20 protein-coding genes are annotated in these 24,090 nt (G+C 72.8%); 14 read left to right on the forward strand and 6 right to left on the reverse strand.

Going from position 1 to position 24,090, the window contains the following annotated elements:
• Nucleotides 1-238: 238 nt before the first annotated feature.
• Both O7627_RS15430 and O7627_RS15435 read left to right on the forward strand, forming a co-directional pair.
• Nucleotides 239-1,789: an endo-1,4-beta-xylanase gene (locus tag O7627_RS15430; RefSeq protein WP_278094200.1), complete on the forward strand. Its 1,551-nt coding sequence runs from the start codon at nt 239-241 to the stop codon at nt 1,787-1,789.
• Nucleotides 1,790-1,962: 173 nt separating this feature from the next.
• Entirely contained in the window at nt 1,963-3,897 is a 1,935-nt protein-coding gene (locus tag O7627_RS15435) for a copper resistance protein CopC (protein WP_278094201.1), read from the forward strand.
• Nucleotides 3,898-3,910: 13 nt separating this feature from the next.
• On the opposite strand, the gene O7627_RS15440 is transcribed toward O7627_RS15435, so the two are convergent.
• Both O7627_RS15440 and O7627_RS15445 read right to left on the reverse strand, forming a co-directional pair.
• Nucleotides 3,911-4,441 carry a hypothetical protein gene (locus tag O7627_RS15440; protein ID WP_278094202.1) on the reverse strand — a complete coding sequence of 177 codons (531 nt, stop codon included), beginning with the start codon at nt 4,439-4,441 and terminating at the stop codon, nt 3,911-3,913.
• Nucleotides 4,434-5,729: a molybdopterin-dependent oxidoreductase gene (locus tag O7627_RS15445; protein WP_278094203.1), complete on the reverse strand. Its 1,296-nt coding sequence runs from the start codon at nt 5,727-5,729 to the stop codon at nt 4,434-4,436. The genes O7627_RS15440 and O7627_RS15445 overlap by 8 nt, the downstream gene beginning before the upstream one ends.
• A 157-nt stretch (nt 5,730-5,886) precedes the next feature.
• On the opposite strand from O7627_RS15445, the gene O7627_RS15450 reads away from it, so the two are divergent.
• Nucleotides 5,887-6,954 carry an NAD-dependent epimerase/dehydratase family protein gene (locus O7627_RS15450; protein ID WP_278094204.1) on the forward strand — a complete coding sequence of 356 codons (1,068 nt, stop codon included), beginning with the start codon at nt 5,887-5,889 and terminating at the stop codon, nt 6,952-6,954.
• A gap of 41 nt (nt 6,955-6,995) precedes the next feature.
• On the opposite strand, the gene O7627_RS15455 is transcribed toward O7627_RS15450, so the two are convergent.
• Nucleotides 6,996-8,348 (reverse strand): hypothetical protein, encoded by a 1,353-nt coding sequence (locus O7627_RS15455; protein ID WP_278094205.1) that lies wholly within the window; start codon nt 8,346-8,348, stop codon nt 6,996-6,998.
• Nucleotides 8,349-8,494: 146 nt separating this feature from the next.
• On the opposite strand from O7627_RS15455, the gene O7627_RS15460 reads away from it, so the two are divergent.
• The 5 genes from O7627_RS15460 (at nt 8,495) to O7627_RS15480 (ending at nt 12,163) form a co-directional block, all read left to right on the forward strand.
• Nucleotides 8,495-9,169: a glycosyltransferase family 2 protein gene (locus tag O7627_RS15460; protein WP_278094206.1), complete on the forward strand. Its 675-nt coding sequence runs from the start codon at nt 8,495-8,497 to the stop codon at nt 9,167-9,169.
• Nucleotides 9,166-9,867, forward strand: a complete 702-nt coding sequence (locus tag O7627_RS15465; protein WP_278094207.1) for a DUF2064 domain-containing protein — start codon at nt 9,166-9,168, stop codon at nt 9,865-9,867. Before O7627_RS15460 ends, O7627_RS15465 begins: the two co-directional genes overlap by 4 nt.
• Entirely contained in the window at nt 9,864-10,541 is a 678-nt protein-coding gene (locus tag O7627_RS15470; protein ID WP_278094208.1) for a class I SAM-dependent methyltransferase, read from the forward strand. The genes O7627_RS15465 and O7627_RS15470 overlap by 4 nt, the downstream gene beginning before the upstream one ends.
• 87 nt (nt 10,542-10,628) lie before the next feature.
• Complete coding sequence (locus tag O7627_RS15475) at nt 10,629-11,621, forward strand: helix-turn-helix domain-containing protein (RefSeq protein WP_278094209.1); 993 nt, start codon at nt 10,629-10,631, stop codon at nt 11,619-11,621.
• A 107-nt stretch (nt 11,622-11,728) separates the two neighbouring features.
• Nucleotides 11,729-12,163 carry a hypothetical protein gene (locus O7627_RS15480; RefSeq protein ID WP_278094210.1) on the forward strand — a complete coding sequence of 145 codons (435 nt, stop codon included), beginning with the start codon at nt 11,729-11,731 and terminating at the stop codon, nt 12,161-12,163.
• Nucleotides 12,164-12,187: 24 nt separating this feature from the next.
• On the opposite strand, the gene O7627_RS15485 is transcribed toward O7627_RS15480, so the two are convergent.
• Nucleotides 12,188-14,641, reverse strand: coding sequence for a glycogen debranching N-terminal domain-containing protein (locus O7627_RS15485; protein WP_278094211.1), 2,454 nt, complete (start codon nt 14,639-14,641; stop codon nt 12,188-12,190).
• 85 nt (nt 14,642-14,726) lie between these two features.
• On the opposite strand from O7627_RS15485, the gene O7627_RS15490 reads away from it, so the two are divergent.
• Entirely contained in the window at nt 14,727-15,437 is a 711-nt protein-coding gene (locus O7627_RS15490) for a class I SAM-dependent methyltransferase (protein ID WP_278094212.1), read from the forward strand.
• Between the two features lie 58 nt (nt 15,438-15,495).
• On the opposite strand, the gene O7627_RS15495 is transcribed toward O7627_RS15490, so the two are convergent.
• The gene (locus tag O7627_RS15495; protein WP_278094213.1) at nt 15,496-16,809 is read right to left on the reverse strand and encodes an aspartate aminotransferase family protein; all 1,314 of its coding nucleotides are present in this window, start codon (nt 16,807-16,809) and stop codon (nt 15,496-15,498) included.
• A gap of 127 nt (nt 16,810-16,936) precedes the next feature.
• Nucleotides 16,937-18,523 (reverse strand): DHA2 family efflux MFS transporter permease subunit, encoded by a 1,587-nt coding sequence (locus tag O7627_RS15500; RefSeq protein ID WP_278094214.1) that lies wholly within the window; start codon nt 18,521-18,523, stop codon nt 16,937-16,939.
• A 238-nt stretch (nt 18,524-18,761) separates the two neighbouring features.
• Here O7627_RS15500 and O7627_RS15505 point away from each other — a divergent pair, with 238 nt between their 5' ends.
• The 5 genes from O7627_RS15505 to O7627_RS15525 are packed head-to-tail and all read left to right on the forward strand — an operon-like array spanning nt 18,762 to nt 24,033.
• Nucleotides 18,762-20,384 (forward strand): ABC transporter substrate-binding protein, encoded by a 1,623-nt coding sequence (locus O7627_RS15505; RefSeq protein ID WP_278094215.1) that lies wholly within the window; start codon nt 18,762-18,764, stop codon nt 20,382-20,384.
• Nucleotides 20,351-21,430, forward strand: coding sequence for an ABC transporter permease (locus O7627_RS15510; RefSeq protein WP_278094216.1), 1,080 nt, complete (start codon nt 20,351-20,353; stop codon nt 21,428-21,430). The genes O7627_RS15505 and O7627_RS15510 overlap by 34 nt, the downstream gene beginning before the upstream one ends.
• On the forward strand, nt 21,423-22,289 hold the full coding sequence (locus O7627_RS15515; RefSeq protein WP_278094217.1) for an ABC transporter permease: 867 nt from the start codon (nt 21,423-21,425) through the stop codon (nt 22,287-22,289). The genes O7627_RS15510 and O7627_RS15515 overlap by 8 nt, the downstream gene beginning before the upstream one ends.
• A complete protein-coding gene (locus O7627_RS15520) occupies nt 22,286-23,296 on the forward strand; it encodes an ABC transporter ATP-binding protein (RefSeq protein ID WP_278094218.1) in 1,011 nt (336 codons plus the stop codon). Before O7627_RS15515 ends, O7627_RS15520 begins: the two co-directional genes overlap by 4 nt.
• Nucleotides 23,293-24,033, forward strand: coding sequence for a dipeptide/oligopeptide/nickel ABC transporter ATP-binding protein (locus O7627_RS15525; RefSeq protein WP_278094219.1), 741 nt, complete (start codon nt 23,293-23,295; stop codon nt 24,031-24,033). The genes O7627_RS15520 and O7627_RS15525 overlap by 4 nt, the downstream gene beginning before the upstream one ends.
• The last annotated feature ends 57 nt before the right edge of the window (nt 24,034-24,090 follow it).

Here is a 24,090-nt window from a genome sequence, read left to right on the forward strand (position 1 = left end):
ACGCCTCCGGACAGTGCCGGCTCCGTGACCGGTTGGTGCCGCTGCCGGCCGCCGGGTCCGCCGGACGGCACCGGACAGGCCGGGTACGGAAAGGGTGCGAACCATCACTCACGGTGTCTATTGAGTTTCCGGAGCATTTCCGGAAGTTGTTGACAGTGCTGCCGGCTGGTATCGATACTGACGGTTCGAAAGGCATACATGGACTTCGATCACCGGCGTCCAGCAGCAAGGAGGGCCCGTGAACAACAGCCTCAGACAGCGCAAGAGAATTACCAGGATAGCTGTGCCGACGGCGGTGTTGATGCTGGTCGGCGGCGCGGTGGCGGTGCAGTCCATCCCGCCGGCCGCGGCGGCCGAGACCACCCTGCGGGCGGCGGCCGCCAACGCCGGACTGTTCTTCGGCGTGGCCGCCTCACCCAACCGGCTCTACCCGATCGTCGGGCAGGAGTTCAACCAACTGACCGGCGAGAACGACATGAAGCCGGACCGGATCGCCACCTCGAGCGGCGGACTGCAGAACACCGGCGGCGCGGACAGCCTGGTCAACCACGCCCAGAGCAACAACATGCTGGTCCGTGGTCACACCCTGGTGTGGCACTCGCAGGCCGGCGCGCTGCAGGGGGCCAGCCAGGCGACGCTCAACAACTTCATCGGCAACGCCATCAACCGGTGGGGCAGCCGGATCGCCTACTGGGACGTGGTCAACGAGGCACTGGAGGACAACAACACCGGCCGGCGCCGCAACCAGTGGCCGCACACCATGAACCGGGACGCCAACGGCGACGGCGACTTCTTCGACGCCGGTGACACCGACGTCATCCGGGACTCGTTCATCCGGGCCAGGCAGGTCGTACAGGCCGGCGGATACAACACCAAGCTCTGCATCAACGACTACGACGTCGAAGGGCTGACGGTCCGGGGCGGCACCCCGAACCGCAAGTCCAACGCGCTGTACGACATCGTCCGCAACTACCGGCAGTACATCGACTGCGTCGGGTTCCAGGCGCACTTCAACGACAACCCGAACAGCATCATCACCGACGACCTGCAGGCGAACATCCAGCGCTTCGCCGACCTCGGCGTGGAGGTGCACCTCTCCGAGGTGGACATCGACGACGACCTGAGCAACAACGACATCGGTGCGGGCCAGGCGGAGAACTACCGCAAGGTCGTGCGGGCCTGCCTGAACGTCGCGAGGTGCACCGGCATCACCGTCTGGGGCATCGCCGACAGCGAGTCGTGGCGCTCCTCGGAGCGGGGCCTGCTCTTCACCGGTGGCAATGGCAGCTACCAGAAGAAGGCCGCCTACCACGCGGTCCTCGACGAGCTGAACAAGGGCCGCAACATCACCACCCCGCCGCCGACCACGCCGCCGGTGACGACCCCGCCGCCGACCACCCCACCGGTCGACCCGACCACGCCGCCGCCGACCACCCCGCCGGTGACGACGCCGCCGCCGCCGACGACGACGCCGCCGACCACGCCGCCGAACCCGAGCACCGGCTGCTCGGCGACGGTCTCGCTGAACTCGTGGACCGGTGGCTTCGTCGCCACCGTCCGGGTCACCGCCGGTGCCGCCCGGATCAACGGCTGGAGTGTGCAGCTCACCCTGCCGTCCGGGGCGACCGTGACCAACGCCTGGAACGCCAGCCGCTCCGGTTCAAGCGGCACGGTCCAGTTCAGCAACGTCAGTTACAACGGCTCGGTGAACGCCGGCCAGACCACCGAGTTCGGGTTCCAGGGCACCGGGACCGCCACTGGCATGACCCCGGTCTGCAGCGCATCCTGACCGCCACCGGTCCTGGACGGGCGGCTGCGCCCGTCCAGGACCGGCAGGTGGCCACCGGGGGTACTTTCGTGTCGATCGCAATTCCGAACGGAAAGCCCGGACGGAACTTGTGCCATCTGCGCAAAAAGTTGGTCGACTCTTGACTAAATGATCAATGTCGAGAGCATGGTTCGATGCGCCCAATCTCCACCTGGCCCCGCCGCGTCCTCGCGACGCTTTCCGCCGTCGGACTCGTCACCGCGGTCGCCGCGCTCGGAGCTGCGCCACCCGCAGCCGCGCACGGCACCCTCGGGATGGCCACGCCGGCCGAGGGCAGCACCGTAACCGAGCCGTTGACCATCGTGGAGCTGTACTTCACGGAGCAGGTCGCCTCGAACGCGTACTTCACCGTCACGGCTCCGGGCGGCGGCCGGGTCGACAACGGTTGGGCCTACGGATCAGCCAAGCCCCTGGACCAGCCGGTGCGCGAATACTTCCTGGTGGAGGGGAAGTTCGAGCCACGGGAGTACACCGTCGGCTACCCCGCGCTGGTGACGGTGGCGCACCTGCCCGCCGCCGGACAGTACTCCGTCAGTTACCTCTCGGTGGCCTCCGACGGGGACCCGGTGCGAGGGACACTGACGTTCCGATACACCGGCCGCCCGACACCCGCCCCGCAGGACTGGAGCCCACCGACCAACCAGCCGGATCCGGCGCTGCTGGCGGCGGCGGAGGGCCACGGCTCCGGCCAGGCACCACCATCGGCGGCAGCCACCCCACCGGGACCGGCGCCCGCGACGCCGTTGGCCGCGCCGCCCGCGACGGCGCAGGACCCGGGCCCGCCGGGGTGGATCGGGTGGACCGGCTGGGTCGTCGCGCTGGTGACGGTGCTCGCCGGACTCGCGCTCTGGCGTCGTGGTGAGTGGCGCGGATCCACCAGGACCCGCTCCGGCCGGCCCGGCGCCAAAGGGGTGCCGGCGGCGAAACGTGGCCCATCCGGCCGCCCGAGCGGCGAGCGCAGACGGGCCACCGCTACCCGGGTCAAGGAACCGACGGGATCGGGCCGGCGGGCAGCGGTCCCGTCCACGCGGAAGGGCGGGGCGGTCGGCACCGTCCAGGCGACGGCTCCGCCGCCGCCCGGCGCGTCGACGGTCGAATCGGAGGTGGCGGACACCTCCCCGCCGGCGACCGCGGCCGGACCGAGCAACACGCGACTCGCGCTGCTGACCGGCGGTCTGGTGGTGGCGCTTCTGGCGGGCTTCGGGCTCGGCCGGTTGGGGGGCACCGAGCGCACCCCGGGCGGGTCGGCGCCGGTGGGTGTCCAGGCCGCGACGGGCAACCCGCAGTCGGCGACCGACGGCCACCAGCACGGACCGGGTACCGGTCCGCACACCCATCCCGGCGATGCCGATACGGCGTTGGCCATGGGTACGGCGGTGAACGGGGGCGGCTACCTGCTCCAGCCGGTGCGGCGTACCCAGCCGGCTGGCGAGACGGTGGACTACGCCTTCCGGATCCTGGGCACCGATCGGCAGCCCGCGACCCGGTTCGCGATCGTGCACGACAAGCCGCTACACATGATCGTGGTGGGCCGGGACCTCTCGGGATACCAGCACCTGCACCCGACGATGGCGCCGGACGGCACGTGGACCGTACCGCTGAAGCTGGTCCGGCCAGGCGGCTACCGGATCTACGCCGACTTCACCGTGATCGGCGCCGACGGCACCACCGGGCAGCCCCTGGTCCTCGGTGTCGACCACGTCGTACCCGGCGCGCACACGCCCGCGGAGCTGCCGCCGCCCCGACCGCAGGCAACCGCGGGGCCGTTCGCGGTGTCGCTGGAGGGTACGCCCACCATCGGCGTGACGGCGCCGATGTTCCTCCGGGTGAGCCGCCCCGACGCGCCCGAGCCCGCACCGCTTGAGCGGTACCTGGGGGCCTACGGCCACCTGGTCGTCATCCGGGAGGGCGACCTCGGCTACGTGCACGTGCATCCCGAGCCGGAGCTGGTGGACGGGGCGGTCAAGTTCTGGCTGACCGCGCCGAGCGCGGGTCGGTACCGGGCGTACTTCGACTTCCAGGTCGGCGGCGAGGTCCACACCGCCGAGTACACGCTGGAGCTGGGCTGACCGCGCCGCCGGGTCAGCGCCGGTCCGGTGGCGGCCGACGGACCGGCGACCGCACCCGACGCAGGCGGGCGGCGAACCACAGTCCGCTGACCGCGAACATCGCCGCGGTGATCAGCAGCCACCGGACCAGGTAGGGCTGCTGGGTCAGGCCGGTCGCGGCGGTGAAGGTGTCGCCGCCGAGCCGCAGGATGCCCGGCAGGTAGACCAGCAACAGCAGCGCGGAGCCGAGTGCCGGCACCCGGATGTGGTTCACCGCCGCCAGCCGGACCGCCCCGGCCGCCGGCCGGCCGATCCGGCTGGCGGCTGCCAGCAGAGCCCGGTCGGCGGCGGCGTAGATCGGGAACACCACCAGGTCGTGGACGACCACCGCGGCCACGAACCAGCCGAGCATCCGGCCGGCGGTGGCCTCCCCGGCGAGCCGCAGCGCGACCCAGCCGGCGACCGTACAGCAGCCGGCCAGCAGCGGCAGATGCCACAGCGGCGCGCCGTAGGCGACCCGGAACCGGTGGGCCACCCCGGCCGCCCGTGCGGTGCGGTCACCCATCGCCGGCACCGGCCCGGCGGAACTCGATGCTCGCCACCCACTTGGTGCAGTGCACGCCGGGCAGCGCGGGCGCGATGATCCGGGCCGGGTAGCCGTGGTCGGGGGAGAGGTCCACCCCGTTGACCCGCAACGCGAGCAGTGAATCGCCATCGCGCACCTGGTTGGCCTGCAGGATCGCCCTGCTGAACAGCCCACCGCGCTGGATCGAGTCGACCCGCGCCGAGGCCGGTTCGGGCACCCCGGCCAGGGCGGCCAGCTCGTGCAGCCGTACCCCGGTCCAGGTCTGCAACGTCGACCAGCCTTCCACGCAGGCGATCGGCAGCCGGGCGGTGTGCTGCGGCAGGCCGAGCAGCTGGTCCCGGCTCAGGCGCACCGTGCCGGCGCCGCCGCGTAGCTCCAGCCGCCAGTCGGCGCCGGTGTCGGCCGGCCGGATGCCGGCGGCGACGGCCGTCCGGTTGACCGGGAAACCGTTCGGCCCGGACCCGGCGGTCCGGCCCCGGGGCAGCAGCACGGCGAGCCGCCGCCACGGGCCGTCCAGGCTCTGCCCGACGGTCAGCACGGCGAGCAGCGCGGTCCCACCTCCGGTCAGTGCGAGCAGCCCACGCCGACTCATCGTCGGCGGGCCGGGGCGCGGCGCCACCAGCCCGTCCGGGTCCGGTGGCTCGGGACGGGTGTCGGCCCGGGAGGTCCGCAGCTCGGCGCGGAGCGACCGGGACCGCAGGGCGGTGACCATCCGGGGCAGCTTCAGCGCGACGTGTACGACGAGCGCCGCGGTGAAGACCCAGGCCCCGAAGTAGTGCGCGGTGTAGAAGTCGAACCCGAACAGGTACGCGTACTGCATGTTCAGGACGCCGGTGACCGTCTGGAAGAGAATCCCGCCGACCAGCAGCAGCAGGGAGAACCGCTCCAGCGCCTGCGCCGCGGACCGTACCGGCGGCCAGCTGAACAGTTTCGGGATCACCGACCACAGCTTGGCCAGCACCACCGGGATCAGCGCGATGCCGAGGGTGACGTGCAGACCCTGGCTGACCCGGAACAGCCAGGAGGGGCGGGTCGGCCAGTCGACGTGCGGCGGCCGCAGCCAGCCGACGTTCTCCGGGAACGCCTGGCCGTACCGCGGGCCGTAGGCGAGGTAGTCCAGCAGTCCGGTGACGATCACCAGCGGCAGACCGACCAGCAGGACGGCGCCGAGGATCGACGTCAGCCAGGGGCCGCGCAGCGGGCTGCGCCAACGGTGGGCGATGCCGGAGTCACCCGGTGTCCGGTCCGGATCGGTGGTGGCGGGCATGTTTCGGCACGCTAGTCGGGGCCGTGCCGGCCGGGACCGGACGCGGCGGTTACGGATTTCTTACCGGGCCCGCCGGGTCGCCGGGCGGATCTTACGGAAGTCTGACGGCGGCCCGGATCCGGACCGGTCGTGGGGATACCGGCCCTACCGTGGGCGGATGCGGATCCTGCTCACCGGTGCGGCCGGATTCATCGGCTCACACATCGCCGACCTGCTCGTCGACTGTGGCCACGAGGTGGTGGCGCTGGACGCGCTGCTGCCGCAGGCGCACGGCGGCGAGCCGCCCGAGTGGGTCGGGCGGCACGACCTGATCCGCGGCGACGTCCGCGACGCCGATCTGCTGGACCGGTTGCTGCCCGGGGTGGACGCGGTCTGCCACCAGGCCGCGATGGTCGGTCACGGACTGGACCCGTCGGACGCGCCCGCCTACGCCGGACACAACGACTACGGCACCGCGGTGCTGCTCGCCGCGATGCACCGGGCCGGTGTGACCCGGCTGGTGCTCGCCAGTTCGATGGTGGTCTACGGCGAGGGTCGGTACACCTGCGCGGGGCACGGCGTCGTCCGGCCGGCGCCGCGCCGGGCCGAGGATCTGGCCGCCGGCCGGTACGATCCGCGCTGCCCGACCTGCGGCGCCGCGCTGGGCTGGGCGCTGGTGCCCGAGGACGCGCCAGTGGAGCCGCGCAGCACATACGCGGCGAGCAAGCTCGCCCAGGAGCACCTGGCGGCGGCCTGGGCCCGGCAGACCGGTGGTGGCGGCTGGTCGCTGCGCTACCACAACGTGTACGGCCCCCGGATGCCCCGGGACACGCCGTACGCGGGGGTCGCGTCGCTGTTCCGGTCGGCGCTGGCCGCCGGGCGGGCGCCGCTGGTGCTGGAGGACGGTCGGCAGCAGCGCGACTTCGTCCACGTCACCGATGTGGCGCGGGCCAACCTGCTGGCGGTGACCGCCGAGCAGCCGGCCGGCATGGTGCCGGTGAACATCTGCTCCGGTGAGCCACACCCGGTCGGCGAGCTGGCGCGCACCCTCGCCGCCGCGATGGGCGGGCCGGCGCCGGTGGTCGCCGGTGGGGCCCGCGCGGCGGACGTGCGGCACGTGGTGGCCGATCCGGGCCGGGCGGCGCGGCTGCTCGGCTTCACCGCCCGGGTGCGTTTCGCCGCCGGGGTGGCCGCGTTCGCCACCGACCCGCTGCGTGACCCGGCGGCGCTGTCGGCCCCGGCCTGAGCCGCCCCGGCCTGAGCCGCCCCGGCCGGGCGAGCGCCGGATCAGGAGACGGTGAAGAGCAGGTGGTTGACCGCCAGCGCGGTGGCCGCCTGCCCGGCCAGCCACCAGCGGCGACCGCCGGCCGGCAGGTGCGCGGTGGCGACCAGCAGCCAGACCACGAACGGCAGCCAGATCCGCTCCACCTCGGCCTTGCTGAGTCCGGACAGGTCCGCCGCGACGATCGAGACCGCGGCGGCGATCGGGAGCACGATGGTGGGGCGGGCGACGCCGGCCTGGCCCTCCCGGCGACCGGCGTGCCAGGCCGCGACCACGGTACGCCGCAGCGCCGGGCCGACGACCAGACCGGCGGAGAGCAGCAACGCCGCCAGGTTGGCCCAGACCCAGTAGGCGTACGGCCGTTCGGCGGCCCAGCCCTGGTAGTAGCGCTCCACCACCAGTTGGTAACCGTCCCACCACCAGAAGCCGGCCACGGTGAACGCGACGACCACGGCCGCGACGCCGACCCCGGCGATCAACAGCGCCGGTAGGAACCGCCCCCGGCGCAGCGCCAGCACGGCGAGGGCGAGCGGTCCGACGAGCACGAAGCCGTACGACAGGTAGAGCGCGAAGCCGAGCAGTACCCCGCCGGTGAGCAGCGCGGCCGGATGGCGGGCGGCGAGCAGGGCGAGCCCGGCGGCGACGACCCCGGTGAAGACACCGTCGCCGGACGCGCCGATCCAGACCGCGCCGGGCAGCAGGACCAGGAACGGCAGCACGGTGCGGGCGGCCTCGGCGGCACCGAGCCAGCGCAGCGCGGTCGGCACGGTGACCGCCGCGCTCGCGCCGGTCAGGATGCAGGCCAGGCCGGCCGCCGCGCCGCCGCCGAGGCCGAGCCGGTCCAGCCAGACGAAGACCAGCAGCGCGCCCGGTGGATGACCGGCGGTGTGGGTGGACCAGGACCCGGGCCGGAAGTCGATGATCCGATCGCTGAAGCCGGCCACCATCGCCGCGATGTCGGTGATCCGTGGCACCTCGTGCAGGTACTCCGCCTGCGCGGTGAGGCGCTCGGCGACCCCGGCCGACCACCCGTCGATCATGGCCAGCGACAGGGTCCAGGCCACCGCGCCCAGGTAGCCGACGGCGAGCAGCGGCCCCCACCGGGCGGTACGGGCCCACCGCGGACCCCAGCCGACCACCGCGGCGGCGACCGCGACGGCGACCGGGGTGCCCCAGCCGACGTGCGGACGCCAGCTGGCGTAGATCGGCGCGGTGTCGGCGTGGAGCCGTACGCCGCGCTGGTTGAGGACCACCCCCACGACCACGGCGGCGGCGATCAGCACCAGCTCGACGCCGAGCGTGACGGCGTCGGCGCGGCCGGGCCGACGGTCGCGCGGCCGGTCGGGATCAGCTGTCATGACCAGCGGACGGTACGGCCTGTCGGGCGGGCCGGGCGGCGCGCCGGGCCGGCCGTAACCCTTCGGTAAGAACTCGTGCCGCCGTAAGACTTCCGTAACCGCGGATCCGTCGTCGGGGGCCGGTGGCACGCCCTAGCGTCGCCGATATGCCGATGCCGATCGACGTGGTGCTGCCCTGCCTCGACGAGGCCGCCGCCCTGCCGGGGGTGCTCGCCGCCCTGCCGCCGGGGTACCGGGCCATCGTGGTGGACAACGGTTCCCGGGACGGTTCGCCGCAGGTGGCTGCCCGGCACGGTGCCCGGGTGGTGCACGAGCCGCGCCGCGGGTACGGGGCCGCCGTCCACACCGGAATCATGTCGGCCGAGACGGAGCTGGTCTGCGTGCTCGACGCCGACGGGTCGTTCGATCCGGCGGAGCTGCCGGCGCTGGTCGAGCCGGTGGCGGCGGGGCGGGCGGAGCTGTCGGTCGGCCGCCGCCGGCCGGTGTCGGCGCGGGTCTGGCCCTGGCATGCCCGGGCGGGTACGGCGCTGGTCGCGGCGCTGCTGCGGCACCGGGGCGTGCCGCTGCGGGATCTGAGCCCGATCCGGGTGGCCCGCCGGCAGGCCCTGCTCGACCTGGGCGTCGGCGACCGGGCGTTCGGCTACCCGCTGGAGTTGATGATCCGGGCGGCCGCCGCCGGGTGGCGGATCGTCGAGCTGGACGTGCGGTACGCGCCCCGGGCGGCCGGCACCAGGTCGAAGGTCTCCGGCTCGGTGCGCGGTACGTTGCGGGCGACCCGTGACTTCGTCGGCGTGCTGCGGACCGTGGACGGCTCGCGGTGACCGTCCTGCTGGTGGTGGCGAAGTCGCCGGTCGCCGGGCGGGTGAAGACCCGGCTCTGCCCGCCGGCCAGTCCGGTGCAGGCGGCCCGGATCGCCGCCGCCGCGCTGCTGGACACCATGGCCGCGGTTCGGGCCACTCCCGGGGTGACGCCGGTGCTGGCGCTGGCCGGCCGGCTGGCCGACGCCGACGCGTACCCGGGGGTCGGCGACGAGTTGGCCGCGGCCGCCGACGGCTGGTCGGTGTTGCCGCAGCGGGGTGACGGGTTCGCCGACCGGCTGGCCAACGCGTACGCCGACGCGGTGGCCTGTCACCCCGGTCGGCCGGTGCTGCAGATCGGCATGGACACCCCGCAGCTGACCGGGGCGCGGCTGGCATCGGCCGCTGCCAGCCTGGCCGCTGCCGGTACCGTCCTCGGTCGGGCGGTGGACGGCGGCTGGTGGGCGTTGGGCCTTGGCGAGCCCCGCCACGCCGAGGTGCTGCGCGGGGTGCCGATGTCGACGCCGCACACCGGGTGGGACACCTGGGCGGCGCTGCACGCCCAGGGCCTGTCGGTGGCGGCGCTGCCGCTGCTGCGCGACGTCGACGAGTGGCCGGACGCGCTGCTGGTGTCGCGGGCCGTCCCGGGGAGCAGGTTCGCCGGCCAGGTGGCGGCGGTGCGGTCGGCCGGACGACCGATGGCCGCCGGGGCCGGCCGGTGACCACCGTCGCGGGCCGACCGGCTCCAGACGGCGGTTTCGCGGCCGCGCTGCACGCCCCGGTGGCGGGCGGGCACTGGCTGGTGCAGGGCGACGGAGTCCGGTGGCGGCTGCCGGTGGAGCGGTGGCACGGGCCGGTGGAGCCGGCCACCGCCGCGGTGGTGGCCCGGTGCGGCGGGCCGACGTTGGATCTCGGGTGCGGGCCGGGTCGGCTCACGGTCGCGCTCGCCAGCGCCGGGGTGACGGCGGTCGGGGTGGACGTGTCGGCGCGGGCGGTGGCGTTGACCCGCGCGCGCGGTGCGGTCGCGGTGCATCGGGATCTCTTCGACCCGCTGCCCGGCGAGGGCCGGTGGCGGCACGCCGTCCTGCTGGACGGCAACATCGGCATCGGCGGCGACCCGGTGGCGCTGCTGCGCCGCTGCCGCTCGCTCCTGCATCCACAGGGCACCGTGCTGGTCGAGCTGGAGCCGCCCGGAACGGGCCTGTGGCTCGGGTACGCGCACGTGGTCACCACCACCGCGTCCGGCCCGGCCCGGTTGAGCCCGGCGTTCCGCTGGGCGCGGCTGGGGGTGACGGCGGTGCGGGACACCGCGGCCACCGCCGGGTTGGCGGTCCGCGAGGTGTTTCGCGACGCCGGCCGATGGTTCGGCGAGTTGGCACCGTCCGGACCGAACTGACCACCGGAGAGACTTCTTGGGTCCGGGCCCCCTCGGTAGCGTGGGCGCGGTGGATGGTCCGGTTCCCTAACGACACTCTGGTGAGTCATGGACGTGATCAGCACCGCCGGGGTGGATCCGGCGGATCGGTTCGGCTACTGGCGTGAGGTGAGTTCGAAGCTCTGGGTGCCCTACGACCTGCGCTGCCGTCGCCGGCTCGAACCGGGTTTCCGGGCCCGGGTCGGGGTCAGCGAGTTCGGCTCCGTGCAGGCGGCGCTCATGACCGCCATGCCGCACTCGGTCCGGCGCACGTCCCGGCTGATTCGTCAGGCCGACCCGGAGGTGTTCAAGCTGGCCTGCCTGGTCCGCGGTGCCGCGGTGATGATGCAGGGCGGCCGGCGGGCGGACTTCGGACCGGGGGACCTGATGTTGTATGACACCTCGCGTCCGTACCTGTCCGGCTTCACCACGGAGTTCCAGGCTAACCAGCTGCTGCTCCTGCGGTTTCCCCGATCGCTGCTGCCGTTGCCGGCCCGGGATCTGCGGGCGCTGAGCGGTGTCCGCATTTCCGGAGCCGCCGGTGTCGGCGCGTTGTCCTCCCAGTTCCTGCTGCAACTGGCCCGGCACCTGGACGAGCTCAGCCCGCCCGACGCCGCCCGGCTCTCCGTGCTGATCCTCGACGTGCTGACCGTGGCGCTGGCCGATGCCCTGGACGCCCAGCGGGTCGTGCCGGCACAGACCAGGCGGCGGGCGCTGATGGCCCAGATCCACGCCTTCGTGCGGGAGAACCTGGGCGATCCGCGGCTGACCCCCGACGCGATCGCGGCCGCCCATCACATCTCACTGCGTTACCTGCACAAGCTGTTCCAGCAGGACGGGCGGACGGTCGCCGGGTGGGTCCGCGAGCGCCGCCTGGAGCAGTGCCGGCGGGACCTCGCCGATCCGCTGTTCGTCACCCGTCCGATCCACGCCGTCGCGGCCCGCTGGGGATTCAGCAGCCCGGCGCACTTCAGCCAGGCGTTCCGCGGCGCCTACGGCCTCTCCCCGCGCCAGTTCCGGCAGCAGTGCGCGCAGACACAACAGGTGTGCGCGCACCAGTAACGACCGGCTCGGGCGGTACGGACATCCTGGAGCCAGGACCGCGGCGACGCGACGTGGTCGCAGGTCGGATTCGCCCAACGACAGAGTGGACCGGAGAGAGAGGATCCATGCGCACCTGGCTGGGAAAGCTTCGTCTGATCACCGCGGTGGCCATCGTGGCGGTCCTGTTGCCGATCACGGCCGGCCCGGCACACGCGGCCGAGACCTCGTTCAATCAGAGGCGGCAGTGGTTGACGGCCGCGCCGACAAGTTCGATGCCGCTGTCGCAGGTGAGCCGGGAGATCACCCTGGCGGCCGGCACCTACGGCTGGTGGAACTTCCCGTTCAACGACTCCTGCGAAACCTACACCGGGCACATCCTCGCGGGCACGTACTCCTGGACGGACCAGCTCTGGCCGGGGAGCCCCGGCGCCGGAGTCTACCGGCACGACAGCTATCTCACCGAGACGTCCGGCGGTTGGGGATACCACATCCGGTGCTACTTCGGGCTGAGCTCGGACGGTGAATACACCTGGGGAAGCGGTCTCGATCCGCATTTCTGAACCATCTCGTCCTGAAGGGGTGCGCTACCCCCGATCCGGATCGGGGGTAGCGCGACCGAGGGCGTCGAGCAGGCCCCAGCGCCCGGGGATGTCGTGCAGCTCGATCTGCCCCAGGCCGGGTGGCACCGCCGGGTCGACGATGAGCCGTTCGTCGACCGGTTCCAGGCCGAGCATCGTCCGCAGCAACAACAGCGGCGTGCCGGCGGAGGTGGCGTGCGGAATGCTCGCCGAGGAGTAGAGCACCGGATACTTCGTCAGGGTCCGCTCGTAGCCGGCGAACGCCTCCGGCAGCCGCCCGTCGAAGTAGCGCGCGGCGTCGATGATCGCATGCGCGATCCGTCCCGATTCGGCGTTGAATCCGTACCGGCGCAGTCCCCAGGCGATGATCGAGTTGTCGCAGGGCCAGACCGTACCGGTGTGGTAGCCCACCGGGTTGTAGCGGCTCTCGGTGGTGGCCAGGGTGCGGATGCCCCAACCGGAGAAGAGGGCCGGGCCGAGTAGTCGCTCGACGACCGCGCCGGCGCGGTCGGGGTCGACGATCCCGCTCCAGAGCAGGTGCCCCATGTTCGAAGCGAGGGCGTCGACCTGTTCGCCGTCGCCCTGCAACGCCAGGGCGTAGTAGCCGCGGTCGGCGATCCAGAAGTCGCGGTTGAAGCGTTCCCGCAGCTCGGTGGCCTCACGGTCGAGCCGGTCGGCGTACCCGGGATCGTTCCAGACCCGGCGCGCCAGCCGGGCGGCCCGGCGCTTGGCGTCGTACACGTAGCCCTGGATCTCGCAGCTCGCCTGCGGGTAGCTGGCGAGTCGGCCGTCGTGGAACGAGATCGCCTCCGGTGATCCCTTCCAGCTCTGGCTCACCGGTCCCTCGCCGGTCGGGCGCGCCTCGTACCAGAGATAGCCGTCGCCCCGCAGGTCGGCGCCGTCGATCCAGTCCAGCGCCGCCCTGGCCTCGAACTCCATGTCCCGCGCAACGGTGCTGTCGCCGGTCCACCGCTCGTACTCGTCGAGCAGCACGATGAACAGGGGGGTGGTGTCGGCGGCGGAGAAGTCGGCCGCGTGTGGCAGTTCGTTGAAGGCCACCGACTCGCTGTACCGCACCTCCTGCAGCATCTTGCCGGGCTCCTCACCCCGGAACGGGTCCCACCGGGCGCCCTGGGCCAGGGCCAGGACCCGCAGCGTAGGGATGCTGCGCTCCGGCAGGAAGGGCAGCGCCTGCAGGGAGCTGATCAGACCGTCCCGGCCGAAGAGCGTCATGAACCAGGGCATGCCGGCGGCGGGCAGCGACTGCTCCAGATTGAGGCCGCGGTACTCCAGCGCGGCGAGGTCGACCAGGCCGCGCCGGTACGCCCGGTCCAGGGGCTCGTGATCGGTCCGCAGGCTCGGCGCACCGCTCACCCAGGTGCGCAGCTCCTCGTCGATCTGGCTCCGGGTCCGTACCTGATAGCTGCGCAGCATCTTGCGGATGTCTCCGCTGCTGGCTCTGGGCGCCAGCGGGTCGACCCGGAGTTCGGCGGACCAGGCGCCGTGCGCCTCGATCCGGACCGTGAAGGTCATGCCGCGTTCGTCGACGGCCGCCGGCACGTTGGCGCTGATGACCGTCTCGCGCACGAAGGCTTTCCGCTGGTACCGCAGCCGGAGCACCCGGTCTGCTATCGAGACGGTCGTGGTGCGTTCGCGCGGCAGATTGGCCTTGATCTCCAGCACCTCGGCGAAGTCCGCGTCGACATCGAGGCGTACGGAAAGCTCGGTCGCCTCGTTGGCGTGGTTGATGATCGTCAGGTTCTCCTGGAGCGCGTCGCCGGCCCAGCGGTGGCGGAAGATCGAGAGCGACGAGTCCACATAGTGCGTCGGTTCGCCCGGAGTGAGGAAGAACCTCGCCTCGAAGAACTGCAGATCGTCGACGGAGAGCGGCTGGACCCGCTCGCCGTTGACGCGCAGCCGCCAGGTCGACAGGAAGCGGGTGTCGTAGAAGAACAGGCCCAGCGGCGACGCCGGCGCGGACTCGATGTCCCCGGCGCGGTCGCTGATCATGAACAGGTTGCCGTGGAAGATGCTGACCGGGGTCATCGGCGGGCTCGCGGTCCGGTGGTGCTCCGAACGCCGCGGCGTCCGGATGGGCGGTGCCTGGAAGCGGGATTCCGGGAGCGGCGGCAGCAGGCGCCGCAGGTGCAGGAAGAACGACAGGTCACCCTCGACCGCGACGCAGTTGCGGAACAGCATGGCGATGACCTGGTCCTCGCCGGCGAGGAGCCGGTCGAATGCCTGCGCGGAGACGCACACCGTGCAGTCGGCCGGCGGCCCGGTCTGCGGCCCCGGCTCGCGTACCGCGGTCGCCCTGCCCCCGGCGAAGGTCGCCAGCCAGTGGCTGTTCCCCCCGGGCCGGACGAGTTCGAGTCGCAGACTTCCGCGTAGCGGCGGCGGCAGCCGCCCGGGCGACGTCTCGCCGAGGGTCTCCAGAAACCGGTCGACCTCGTCCGTCACGTCACTCAGGGTAACTTGTCGGGTAAGCGAGAAGTGTTCGTTCTGTGAGGATCACCTGCCTGGTCGGGACGGGTACCCTCGACCGGTGTTCTCGCCCGACGGCCCGACGCTGCGCGAGCTGTGCGTCCAGGCGCTCTCCTCGGTCGAGCGCGGCTACGACCTGCTGGCGCCGAAGTTCGACCACACGCCGTTCCGCACCCCGCAGAGCATTCTCGGTGCGACCACCCGCGCGCTGTCGCAACTCGGGCCGTTCGACGACGGGCTGGACGTGTGCTGCGGCACCGGCGCCGGTGCCCTGGTTCTCCGGCCGCTGTGCCGGCGGCGGATCACCGGCGTCGACTTCAGCGCCGGCATGCTCGCGCGGGCCCGCGGCGCCCACCCCGACGCCACCTGGGTGCGGGCCGACGCCCGGGCTCTGCCGTTCACGGCGGGGTTCGACCTGGCGGTCACCTTCGGGGCGTTCGGGCACTTCCTGCCCGCCGAACGACCGGCACTCTTCGCGGGGGTGCACCGTGCCCTGCGCCCCGGCGGGCTGCTCGCCCTCCCGATCGGCACGCCACCGCCGCTCGCCTCGGTCGGGCACTGGGCCGCGCTCGGGTTCGACCTGACGATGCGGGTCCGCAACGCCGTGTGGCGACCGCCGTTCGTCATGTACTACCGCACCGGCCCGCTCGCCGCGGTGCACGACGAGCTGACCACGGCCGGCTTCACCACGACATCGGTCGCACTGACCGACCTGGGCCGGCACCGGGACGGCAGTCCCCGACTGCGGCTCATCCTGGCTCGCAAGCCGTAGTCGGCGGCCGGGATCGGGACCCGGCGGTCCGGATCGCAGGCATGGCGACGTCGGGTCCTCAGCCCATGAACCGGGGCGCCGTCTCGCCGATCGCCCGGTCCAGGATCTCCACCCCGAGGTCGAGCTCAGCCTCGGTCGAGGTCAGTGCGGGCGCGATCCGGAAGACCCCGCCCATGCCGGGCAGCTGGACCACGTTCATGTGCAGCCCGAGTTCGCGGCAGCGGTCGGTGACCGCCGCGCCGAGGTCGTCGGCGGGTTGCCGGGTCGCCCGGTCCAGGACCAGCTCCAGGCCGACCAGCAGACCGCGGCCGCGTACGTCGCCGATCGCCGGGTGCCGGTCGGCCAGCTCCAGCAGACCCTTCCTGAGGTAAGCGCCGAGCTCCGCCGCCCGGGAATCGAGCCGCTCCGCGGCCAGCACGTCCAGCACGGTGTTGCCGACCGCGGCGACCAGCGGGTCGGAGACGTGCGTGGTGAAGAAGAGGAATCCCCGCTCATGGGCGGTCTGCTCGATCTGCGGGCTGGTCACCACGGCCGCCAGCGGCAGGCCGGCGCCGAGGGTCTTGGAGAGGGTGAGCAGATCCGGTACGACCCCGTCGCGCTGGAACGCGTACCAGTCCCCGGTGCGGCACAACCCGGTCTGCGCCTCGTCGAGGATCAGCAGCCCGCCACGCTCATGGCACTTGTCGCGCAGCGCGGCCAGGTAGCCCGGCGGCAGGTCGATCACCCCGCCGGAGCTCAGGATCGGCTCCACGACGCAGGCGGCGAGGCTGCCCACCGACTGGGCGTCGAAGAGGTCGAACGCGAAGTCGAGCTGCCGCCGCCAGTCCAGGTCGCCGTCGGCGGTGACGAAGTCCGGCCGGTACGCGTTCGGGGTGGGGATGGCGAAGTTGCCGGGCGCCGCCGGCCCGTACCCCTTGCGGCCGGAACTGTACGTGGCGCTGGCCGCCGCCTGGGTCATGCCGTGCCAGGAGCGGGCGAAGGAGACGATCTCGTGCCCGCCGGTGACCAGCTTCGCCATCCGGATCGCCGCCTCGTTCGACTCGGCGCCGGTGGTCAGGAGCAGCACCTTGCTCAGCGGCTCGGGGAGCGACTCCGCCAGCCGCCGGGCCAGGTCGACCACCGGGCGGCTGAGCATTCCGCTGAAGAGGTGGTCCAGGGTGGCGACCTGGCGATGCACGGTGGCGACGACGGCCGGGTGGGAGTGGCCCAGGATGGCGCTCATCTGCCCCGACGTGAAGTCGAGCAGCCGCCGCCCGTCGGCGGTGTAGACGAAGCTGCCCTCGGCGCGTTCGATGATCTCGGGGACGAAGCGACCCCGTCCGGAGTAGCGGACCAGGTGCCGCTCGGCGTCGGACCAGAACCAGTCATCCATGAGCCGACGCTAGGAAGCCGGGCGTGGGACGTCCATCGGCCAGATGTCCGGGCCAGGGCAGCTGCATACTCGGCGGACCTGGCCGCCCGACTGGCGGGGCGGGCCAGGCGCCGCGTGAGGATTGGCGTCAGTGCGTCAGCACCGGGGTGCCCGGCTGCTCGCCACCGCTGATGTCCTGCTCCGCCTTGAGCGGCGAGGCCTGCCGCCGGCGGGGCAGGAAGGCGAGCGGGATGAAGGTCGCCAGCACCAGCGCGAAGCCCACCCAGAACGTCGTGCCGAACGAGTCGGCGACGAACTCCAGGCCGCGTTGGATGACCGTCGGGTCCACCGGCAACTGCGTGCCGTGCTGGCTGGCGATGGCCGCCTCGGCCTCGGTGACCGGGTCGCCGGTGCGGGGATCGGTCAGGCCCGGGATCGGCGCCGAGCCGTTCAGCCTGCTGGTCAGGATGACCGACATGACCGCCGCCCCGATCGAGCCGCCGATCTGCTGGAGGATGTTCACCAGCGTGGAGCCGCGGGCCGTCTCGTGGTTGGTCAGCGTCCGCAGCGCCGAGGTCATGATCGGCATCATGGTGCCGCCCATGCCCAGCCCCATCACGAACAGCGAACCGCAGAGCAGCAGGTACGAGGTGTCCGTGCCGACCTGGGTGAAGGTGAAGAAGCCGGCGGCGATCAGCGCCATCGCGAACGGCACGGTCCGGCCGACCGGAATCCTGTCGGCCAGCATGCCGGCGATCGGCATGGTGAGCATCGCGCCGAGGCCCTGCGGCGCCATCAGCAGCCCGGCGTTCAGCGTCGACTCGCCCCGCACCTGCAGGAAGTAGCTGGGGAAGAGCAGCCCGGCGCCCATGAACGCGATGATGAAGACGAACAGTGAGACCGACGCGATCGCCAGGTTGCGGTTGCGGAACAGCCGCAGATCGAGCAGTGGGTGTCGCGGCTTGAAGGAGTAGCGGACGAAGCCGACCACCAGCAGCGCGCCGACCAGCATCGTGGACCAGACCCGGGTGGCGGTGACCGTGCCGGTCTCGGGCAGCGACGAGACGCCGTAGAGGAACAGAGCCAGACCGGGGGAGAGCATCAGCATGCCGATGAAGTCGAACGACTCGGATGGCTCGGGGCTGTCCTTCGGCAGCGCGACAGCCGCGTAGACCAGCCCGATCGCGCCGATCGGGACGTTGATCAGGAAGATCCAGTGCCAGCTCGCCGCCTCGATCAGCCAGCCCCCGAGGATCGGCCCGCCGATCGGGCCGAGCAGCATCGGGATGCCGAGCACGGCCATCAGCCGGCCGATCCGGGCCGGCCCGGCGGCCCGCGTCATGATCGTCATACCGAGCGGCATGAGCATGCCTCCGCCCAGGCCCTGCAACACCCGGTACGCGATGAGCTGGCCGATCGAGTCGGCGGTGGCGCAGAGCGCCGAGCCGAGCGTGAACAGCAGCAGCGCGAGCATGTACAGCCGTTTGGTGCCGAACCGGTCGGCGGCCCAGCCGCTGAGCGGGATCACCGTGGCCAGCGCCAGGGTGTAGCCGGTCATGGTCCAGGCGACCTGGGCGTAGCTGGCGTCGAACTCGGTCTGGAAGGTCGGCAGCGCCACGCTGACGACCGTCACGTCGAGAATCGACATGATCGCGCCGAGGACGACCACCCCGGCGATCTTGAGGACGTTGGCGTCGAGTTTCTCGGGCGCCGCGGCGATGGGTTGATTGGACATGTGATTCTCCACCTCAGGCTCCCCGCCGGCCGGGGTGGTCCAGGCCGCCGGAATCCCGACAAGAATCACAGGCCCGGCCGACAGAACGCCCCGTTCGGCGCGGGAACGTGTGGTGGCTCACTGGCCGGCCGTCCCGGCGCCCGCTGACCCGGTCAGGCGGTGCCCCCGCCGTGACGATCACGCCAACAGATGATCACACTTGTTGCCAAATACTGGCAACTACATGATGCTGGTGCTAATGCGTCCGCCAGCTCAGGAGAACGACATGCTCAAGGCCCCGTGGGTGCGCGGCACGGCGGTGGCCGCCGCCGCCCTCTTCGCCACCGCCGGTTGCGCCGCGCCGGCGACCTCGCCGGGCGGCCCGATCGACTCGGGCACCGTGGTGGTGGCGACGGCCGGTGAACCCGAGGCCCTCAACCCGGTGCTGAACTACGGCGTCGACGGCGCGTCGTTGATATTCGACGGACTGGTCGCCCGTGACGCCCGCAACGAACTGGTACCGGCCCTTGCCCGGGAACTGCCGCAGGTGTCGCCGGACGGGCGGACCGTGACCGCGAAGCTCCGCGACGGGGTGCTGTTCCACGACGGCAGCCCGCTGTCGGCGCAGGACGTGGTCTTCACGTACCAGGCGGTGCTGGACCCCAAGGTCGACTCCACCCTCCGGTCGGATCTGGACATGCTCGCCTCGGTCACCGCATCCGACCCGGCGACCGTGGTGTTCACCCTCAAGTACGCCTACGCGCCGTTCCTGCAGCGGCTGGCGCTGGGCATCGTCCCGGCCAAGGCCTTCGCCGGGCAGGACATCAACAAGGCCGAGTTCAACCGCAGGCCGGTGGGCACCGGGCCGTACCGGGTGGAGTCGTGGACACCCGGCGACCGGCTGGTGCTGGCGGCCAACGACAGGTACTGGGACGGCAAGCCGAAGAATTCCGGTCTGGTGGTGGCGTTCGTCGCCGACGACAACGTACGCGCCCAGCGGACGCTGGCCGGGGAGTTCGACGCCGCCGAGCTGCCCCCGAAGCTCGCTGCCGGCTTCGCGGAGCAGGACGGCTACCGGGTGCAGCGGGTGCCGACCGCCGACTACCGCGGCGTGATGCTGCCGATGGACCACCCGGTCACCGGCGACCTGGCGATCCGGCGGGCACTCAACGCGGCCGTGGACCGGCAGGCCATGGTGACCGGTGTGCTCGGCGGCGCGGGCGAGCCGGCATTCGGGCCGGTGCCACCGACGTCGGAGTTCGCGGAACCGTCGATCGCCGGCAACCCCGCCGCCGATCCGGCCGCCGCGACGGCGGTGCTGGACGCCGCCGGCTGGACACCGGGACCGGACGGCATCCGGGTCCGGGACGGCCGGCAGGCGGCGCTGACGCTGATGTACCCGGCCGCCGACAGCCTCCGCAAGGAACTGGCGCTCGCCGTCACCGCGGACGCCAAGAAGGTCGGGATCAAGGTCACGCCGGAGGGCCTGACCTGGGACGCGATCACCCCACGGATGAAGACCGACGCGCTGATCATGGGCTACGGCACCCCGTACGACCCGGACTTCGTCTCCTACAAGCTGTTCGGCTCCGCCTTCGCCGGGCAGGGCTTCTTCAACCCGGGCTCCTACCGATCCGCCGTCACGGACCAGGCGCTGCGGGACGGCCGGGAGAGTGCCGATCCGGCCACCCGCAAGACCGCCTACGCCGCGTTCCAGCGGCAACTCGCCATCGACGTGCCGTGGGTGTTCCTCACCTACCTGCAGCACACCTACGTCACGAAGGAGACCGTGGCGGGGGTGACGCCGAGGGTGGAGCCCCACGAGCACGACATCGCCAACAGCCTCTGGTGGAACGTCGACAGCTGGACGAAGACACCATGACCGCCGCCCCACCGGCCGACTCGCCGGCCCCTGCTCCCGCTCCCGCCCCGGCCCCGGCCGGCCGGCGGCGGCTGGCCGGCGCGGGTGCCGTGGTCCGGCGTCGGCTGCTGGTGGCCGTACCGGTGCTGGTCGCGACGAGCGCCGGCATGTTCGCCCTCGGCGCCGCCTCGCCGATCGACCCGGCCCAGCAGTACGCGGGCGCGGCGGCGTTCACCACCAGCGAGGAGAACCTCGCGCAGATCCGCGCGAACTGGGGAGTCGACGACCCCCTGCCGGTGCAGTACGCCCGCTGGGTCGCGAACCTGCTCCGCGGCGACCTGGGCTGGTCGACCAGCAGGCACGAGCCGGTCACCTCCGTGCTGGCCGCCCGGGCCGGCTGGACCCTGCTGCTCGTCGGCGCCGCCCTGGCCCTGGTGCTGGTGGCCAGCGTGCTGCTCGGCACCCTCGCCGCGTACCGCCGCGGCGGCTGGTTCGACCGGACCCTGCGGTCCACCGCGTACGCGGTGCAGTCGATGCCGGTGTTCTGGATCGGCCTGGCGGCGATCGCCGTCTTCGCGCTCGCCCTGGGCTGGTTGCCCGCCGGCGGGCTCACCGACATCACCGCCACCGGGACCGGCGTGGCCGACGTGACCCGACACCTGGTCCTGCCGGTGACGGTGCTGGCGATCTCCCAGGCCCCGTGGTTCGTGCTGTTCGTGCGGGACGCCGTCGCCGAGAGCCTGCGCGACGACCACGTCCTGGCCGCCCGCGCCCGTGGCCTGTCGGGGCGCACCGTCCTGTTCGGACACGCGCTGCGCACCGCGCTGCTGCCGTTTCTCACCCTGATCGGCACCCACCTGCCCGAACTGGTCGGCGGCGCGGTCCTGGTGGAGACCGTGTTCTCCCTGCCCGGTCTGGGCGCGGTCACCGTGCAGGCCGCGCTGGGCGCCGACTTCCCGCTGCTGGCCGCGACGACTCTGATCACCACCGTCGCGGTGCTGGCCGCGAACCTCGCCACCGACCTCGCCTACGCCGCCGCCGACCCGAGAGTGCGACTCGATGGCTGACCTCGCCCTGCCCGTCCGCGACCGACGGAGGTGGCGGCCGCCCGCCGTCGGCGTCGCCGTCCCCGCCGCCATGCTCGCCGGTGCGGTCGCCGCCGCCCTGCTCGCCCCGGTCGTCTGGCCGCTCGACCAGAGCGCGGTAGACCTGGACCGCACCCGGCTCGCTCCCTCCTGGGATCACCTCGCCGGCACCGACGACCTGGGCCGGGACGTGGCGCTGCGCAGCGTCTACGGTCTGCGCGTCTCCCTGCTCGTGGGCGTGGTCGCCGCGCTGGTCGCCACCGTCATCGGTGGCGTCGTCGGCGCCGTCGCCGGCGGGATCGGCGGCCGGGTCGACCGGATTTTGATGCGCGTCGTCGACACCATCGCCGCCCTGCCGCACCTGCTGCTCGGCATCTTCATCGTGGCGATGCTGCGGCCCAGCCTCGGCGCGGTGATCGCCTCCATCGCGCTGACGCACTGGTTGTCCACCGCCCGTATCGTCCGCTCCGAACTGCTCAGCCTGCGTACCCGGCCGTTCGTGGACGCCGCCGTCTCCGGCGGTGCCGGCCGCGCCCGGGTGCTGACCCGGCACCTGCTGCCGCACGTGTTTCCCCGCCTGGCGTTGGCGCTCACGCTGATGGTGCCGCACGCCGTCTGGCACGAGACCGCACTATCCTTTCTCGGCCTCGGCCTCCCCCCGCATCTCGCCTCGGTCGGCAATATGATCAACGACGGTCAGCGGTCCCTGCTCACCGGCGCCTGGTGGGCCAGCATCGTGCCCGGCCTGCTCCTCGTCGCCGTCACCCTCGCCCTCGCCGTGCTCGTCGGCCGGTGGCGGGACCGCCTCGATCCCCGCGTCCGAGCGGAGTTGAACCTGTGACCACCACCGCGCCGTCGGCCACCCCCGTCGAACAGGTCGCCCGGCGGCCTGCCCTGCTGGAGGTCGACGGGTTGACCGTCCGCTTCCGGCTCCGCGACGCCGTCGTACACGCCGTCACCGATCTGAGTCTCGACCTGCACCCGGGTGAGTTGCTGGCGGTGGTCGGCGAGTCGGGCTGTGGCAAGTCCGTCCTGGCCCACGCCCTGCTCGGCCTGCTGCCCCGCAACGCCACCGTCACCGGACGCGCCCGCCTGCAACTGGTCGCCGGCGAGTCGGTCGACCTGATCGGGGTCGGGGAACGGCAGCTCGCCCGGCAGGTACGTGGCCGGGTGATCGGGCTGGTCCCGCAGAGCCCGGCCACCGCCCTCACCCCGGTGCGCACCGGGCGGCGCCTGCTGGCGGAGACCCTGCGCGCCCACGGCCACCCGCGCCGCGCCGCGCCCGCCGCCGCCGACCGGTTGGCCGCCGATGTCGGACTGGACCCGGTCGAGCTGGACCGCTACCCCCACGAGCTCTCCGGCGGGATGGCCCAGCGACTGGCCACCGCCCTGGCCCTCGCGCCGGACCCGCCGCTGCTGCTCGCCGACGAACCGACAAGCGGCCTCGACCGGCCGCTGGTCGAGCAGACCCTGGACCTGCTGCGCCGCCGCTGCGACAGCGGCGCCGCCGTCCTGCTCATCACCCACGACCTGGCCGCCGCCCGGCGGGTCGCCGACACCGTGGCGGTCATGTACGCCAGCCGCACGGTCGAACACCGCCCCACCGCGGACCTGTTCGACGATCCCGCGCATCCCTACACCGCCGGTCTGCTCGACGCCCTGCCGGACCGGTCCTTCACCCCGGTACCGGGTCATCCGCCCATGCTCACCAACCTGCCTGACGGCTGCGCCTTCGCTCCGCGCTGCCCCCGCGCCACCGACATCTGCCGCACCCCACCGCACCCCGTCGCCAGCGGGGCGGGCCGGGTCAGCTGCCACCACCCGGTCAGCCCGGGGGCGTCGGCATGACATCCACGGTCGACGACGCGGCGGGCGTACCGCTCGCCGGGGTAGGCGTACCGGACGCCGGGGTGGGCGCACCGGCCGGACTCGGCGCGCACCAGGTCACCGTCTCCTACGGCCGGCGGCCCGTCCTCGACCGGGTCGACCTGCACCTCGCTCCGGGCGAGACGGTCGGACTGCGTGGCCCGTCGGGCAGCGGCAAGTCCACCCTGGCCCGGGTTCTCGCGCTCCTGCACGCCCCGGACACCGGGCACGTCGTCCTCGACGGGCAGCCCGTCGCCGGCGCCCGGCACCGGCTCCCCGCCGCGGTGCGGACCCGGGTCGCCATTCTGTTCCAGAGCCCTCGTGCCGCCACCGACCCCCGGCTGAGCCTCGCCGACATCATCGCCGAGCCGCTGCGGGCCACCGGTACTCCCAGGGAGCCGACGGCGGACCGGACGGCCGAACTGGCCGATCTTGTCGGCCTCACCCCCGACCTGCTGGCCCGTCGTCCGCACGCGGTAAGTGACGGCCAGCTGCAACGCGCCTGCCTCGCCCGGGCCCTCGCCCATCGGCCCGGCTACCTGCTCTGCGACGAGGCCACCGCGATGCTCGACGCCTCCACCCAGGCCCACGTCGCCGCGGTCGTCAGCGACTACCAGCGCCAGCACGCCGCCGGGGTACTCGTCATCACCCACGACCCGGCCCTGCTGGCCCGTTGGACCACCCGGGTGGTGGATCTGCCGGCTCACGGCGCCGGCTGATGCGCCACCGCAACGCCTGCCGGGACGGGCAGGCGTTGCGGTGGCTGTGGAGTGGGC

The organism is Solwaraspora sp. WMMD1047 (assembly GCF_029626155.1).
Taxonomy (GTDB): Bacteria; Actinomycetota; Actinomycetes; order Mycobacteriales; family Micromonosporaceae; genus WMMD1047.

Coding starts and splice junctions, on each gene's coding strand:
- O7627_RS15440 (WP_278094202.1), bottom strand. CDS start 4,441: ATGGGTGACCGCACCGCACGGGCGGCCGGGGTGGCCCACCGGTTCCGG.
- O7627_RS15450 (WP_278094204.1), top strand. CDS start 5,887: ATGCGGATCCTGCTCACCGGTGCGGCCGGATTCATCGGCTCACACATC.
- O7627_RS15495 (WP_278094213.1), bottom strand. CDS start 16,809: ATGGATGACTGGTTCTGGTCCGACGCCGAGCGGCACCTGGTCCGCTAC.
- O7627_RS15455 (WP_278094205.1), bottom strand. CDS start 8,348: ATGACAGCTGATCCCGACCGGCCGCGCGACCGTCGGCCCGGCCGCGCC.
- O7627_RS15505 (WP_278094215.1), top strand. CDS start 18,762: ATGCGTCCGCCAGCTCAGGAGAACGACATGCTCAAGGCCCCGTGGGTG.
- O7627_RS15500 (WP_278094214.1), bottom strand. CDS start 18,523: ATGTCCAATCAACCCATCGCCGCGGCGCCCGAGAAACTCGACGCCAAC.
- O7627_RS15435 (WP_278094201.1), top strand. CDS start 1,963: ATGCGCCCAATCTCCACCTGGCCCCGCCGCGTCCTCGCGACGCTTTCC.
- O7627_RS15460 (WP_278094206.1), top strand. CDS start 8,495: ATGCCGATGCCGATCGACGTGGTGCTGCCCTGCCTCGACGAGGCCGCC.
- O7627_RS15515 (WP_278094217.1), top strand. CDS start 21,423: ATGGCTGACCTCGCCCTGCCCGTCCGCGACCGACGGAGGTGGCGGCCG.
- O7627_RS15480 (WP_278094210.1), top strand. CDS start 11,729: ATGCGCACCTGGCTGGGAAAGCTTCGTCTGATCACCGCGGTGGCCATC.
- O7627_RS15525 (WP_278094219.1), top strand. CDS start 23,293: ATGACATCCACGGTCGACGACGCGGCGGGCGTACCGCTCGCCGGGGTA.
- O7627_RS15475 (WP_278094209.1), top strand. CDS start 10,629: ATGGACGTGATCAGCACCGCCGGGGTGGATCCGGCGGATCGGTTCGGC.
- O7627_RS15445 (WP_278094203.1), bottom strand. CDS start 5,729: ATGCCCGCCACCACCGATCCGGACCGGACACCGGGTGACTCCGGCATC.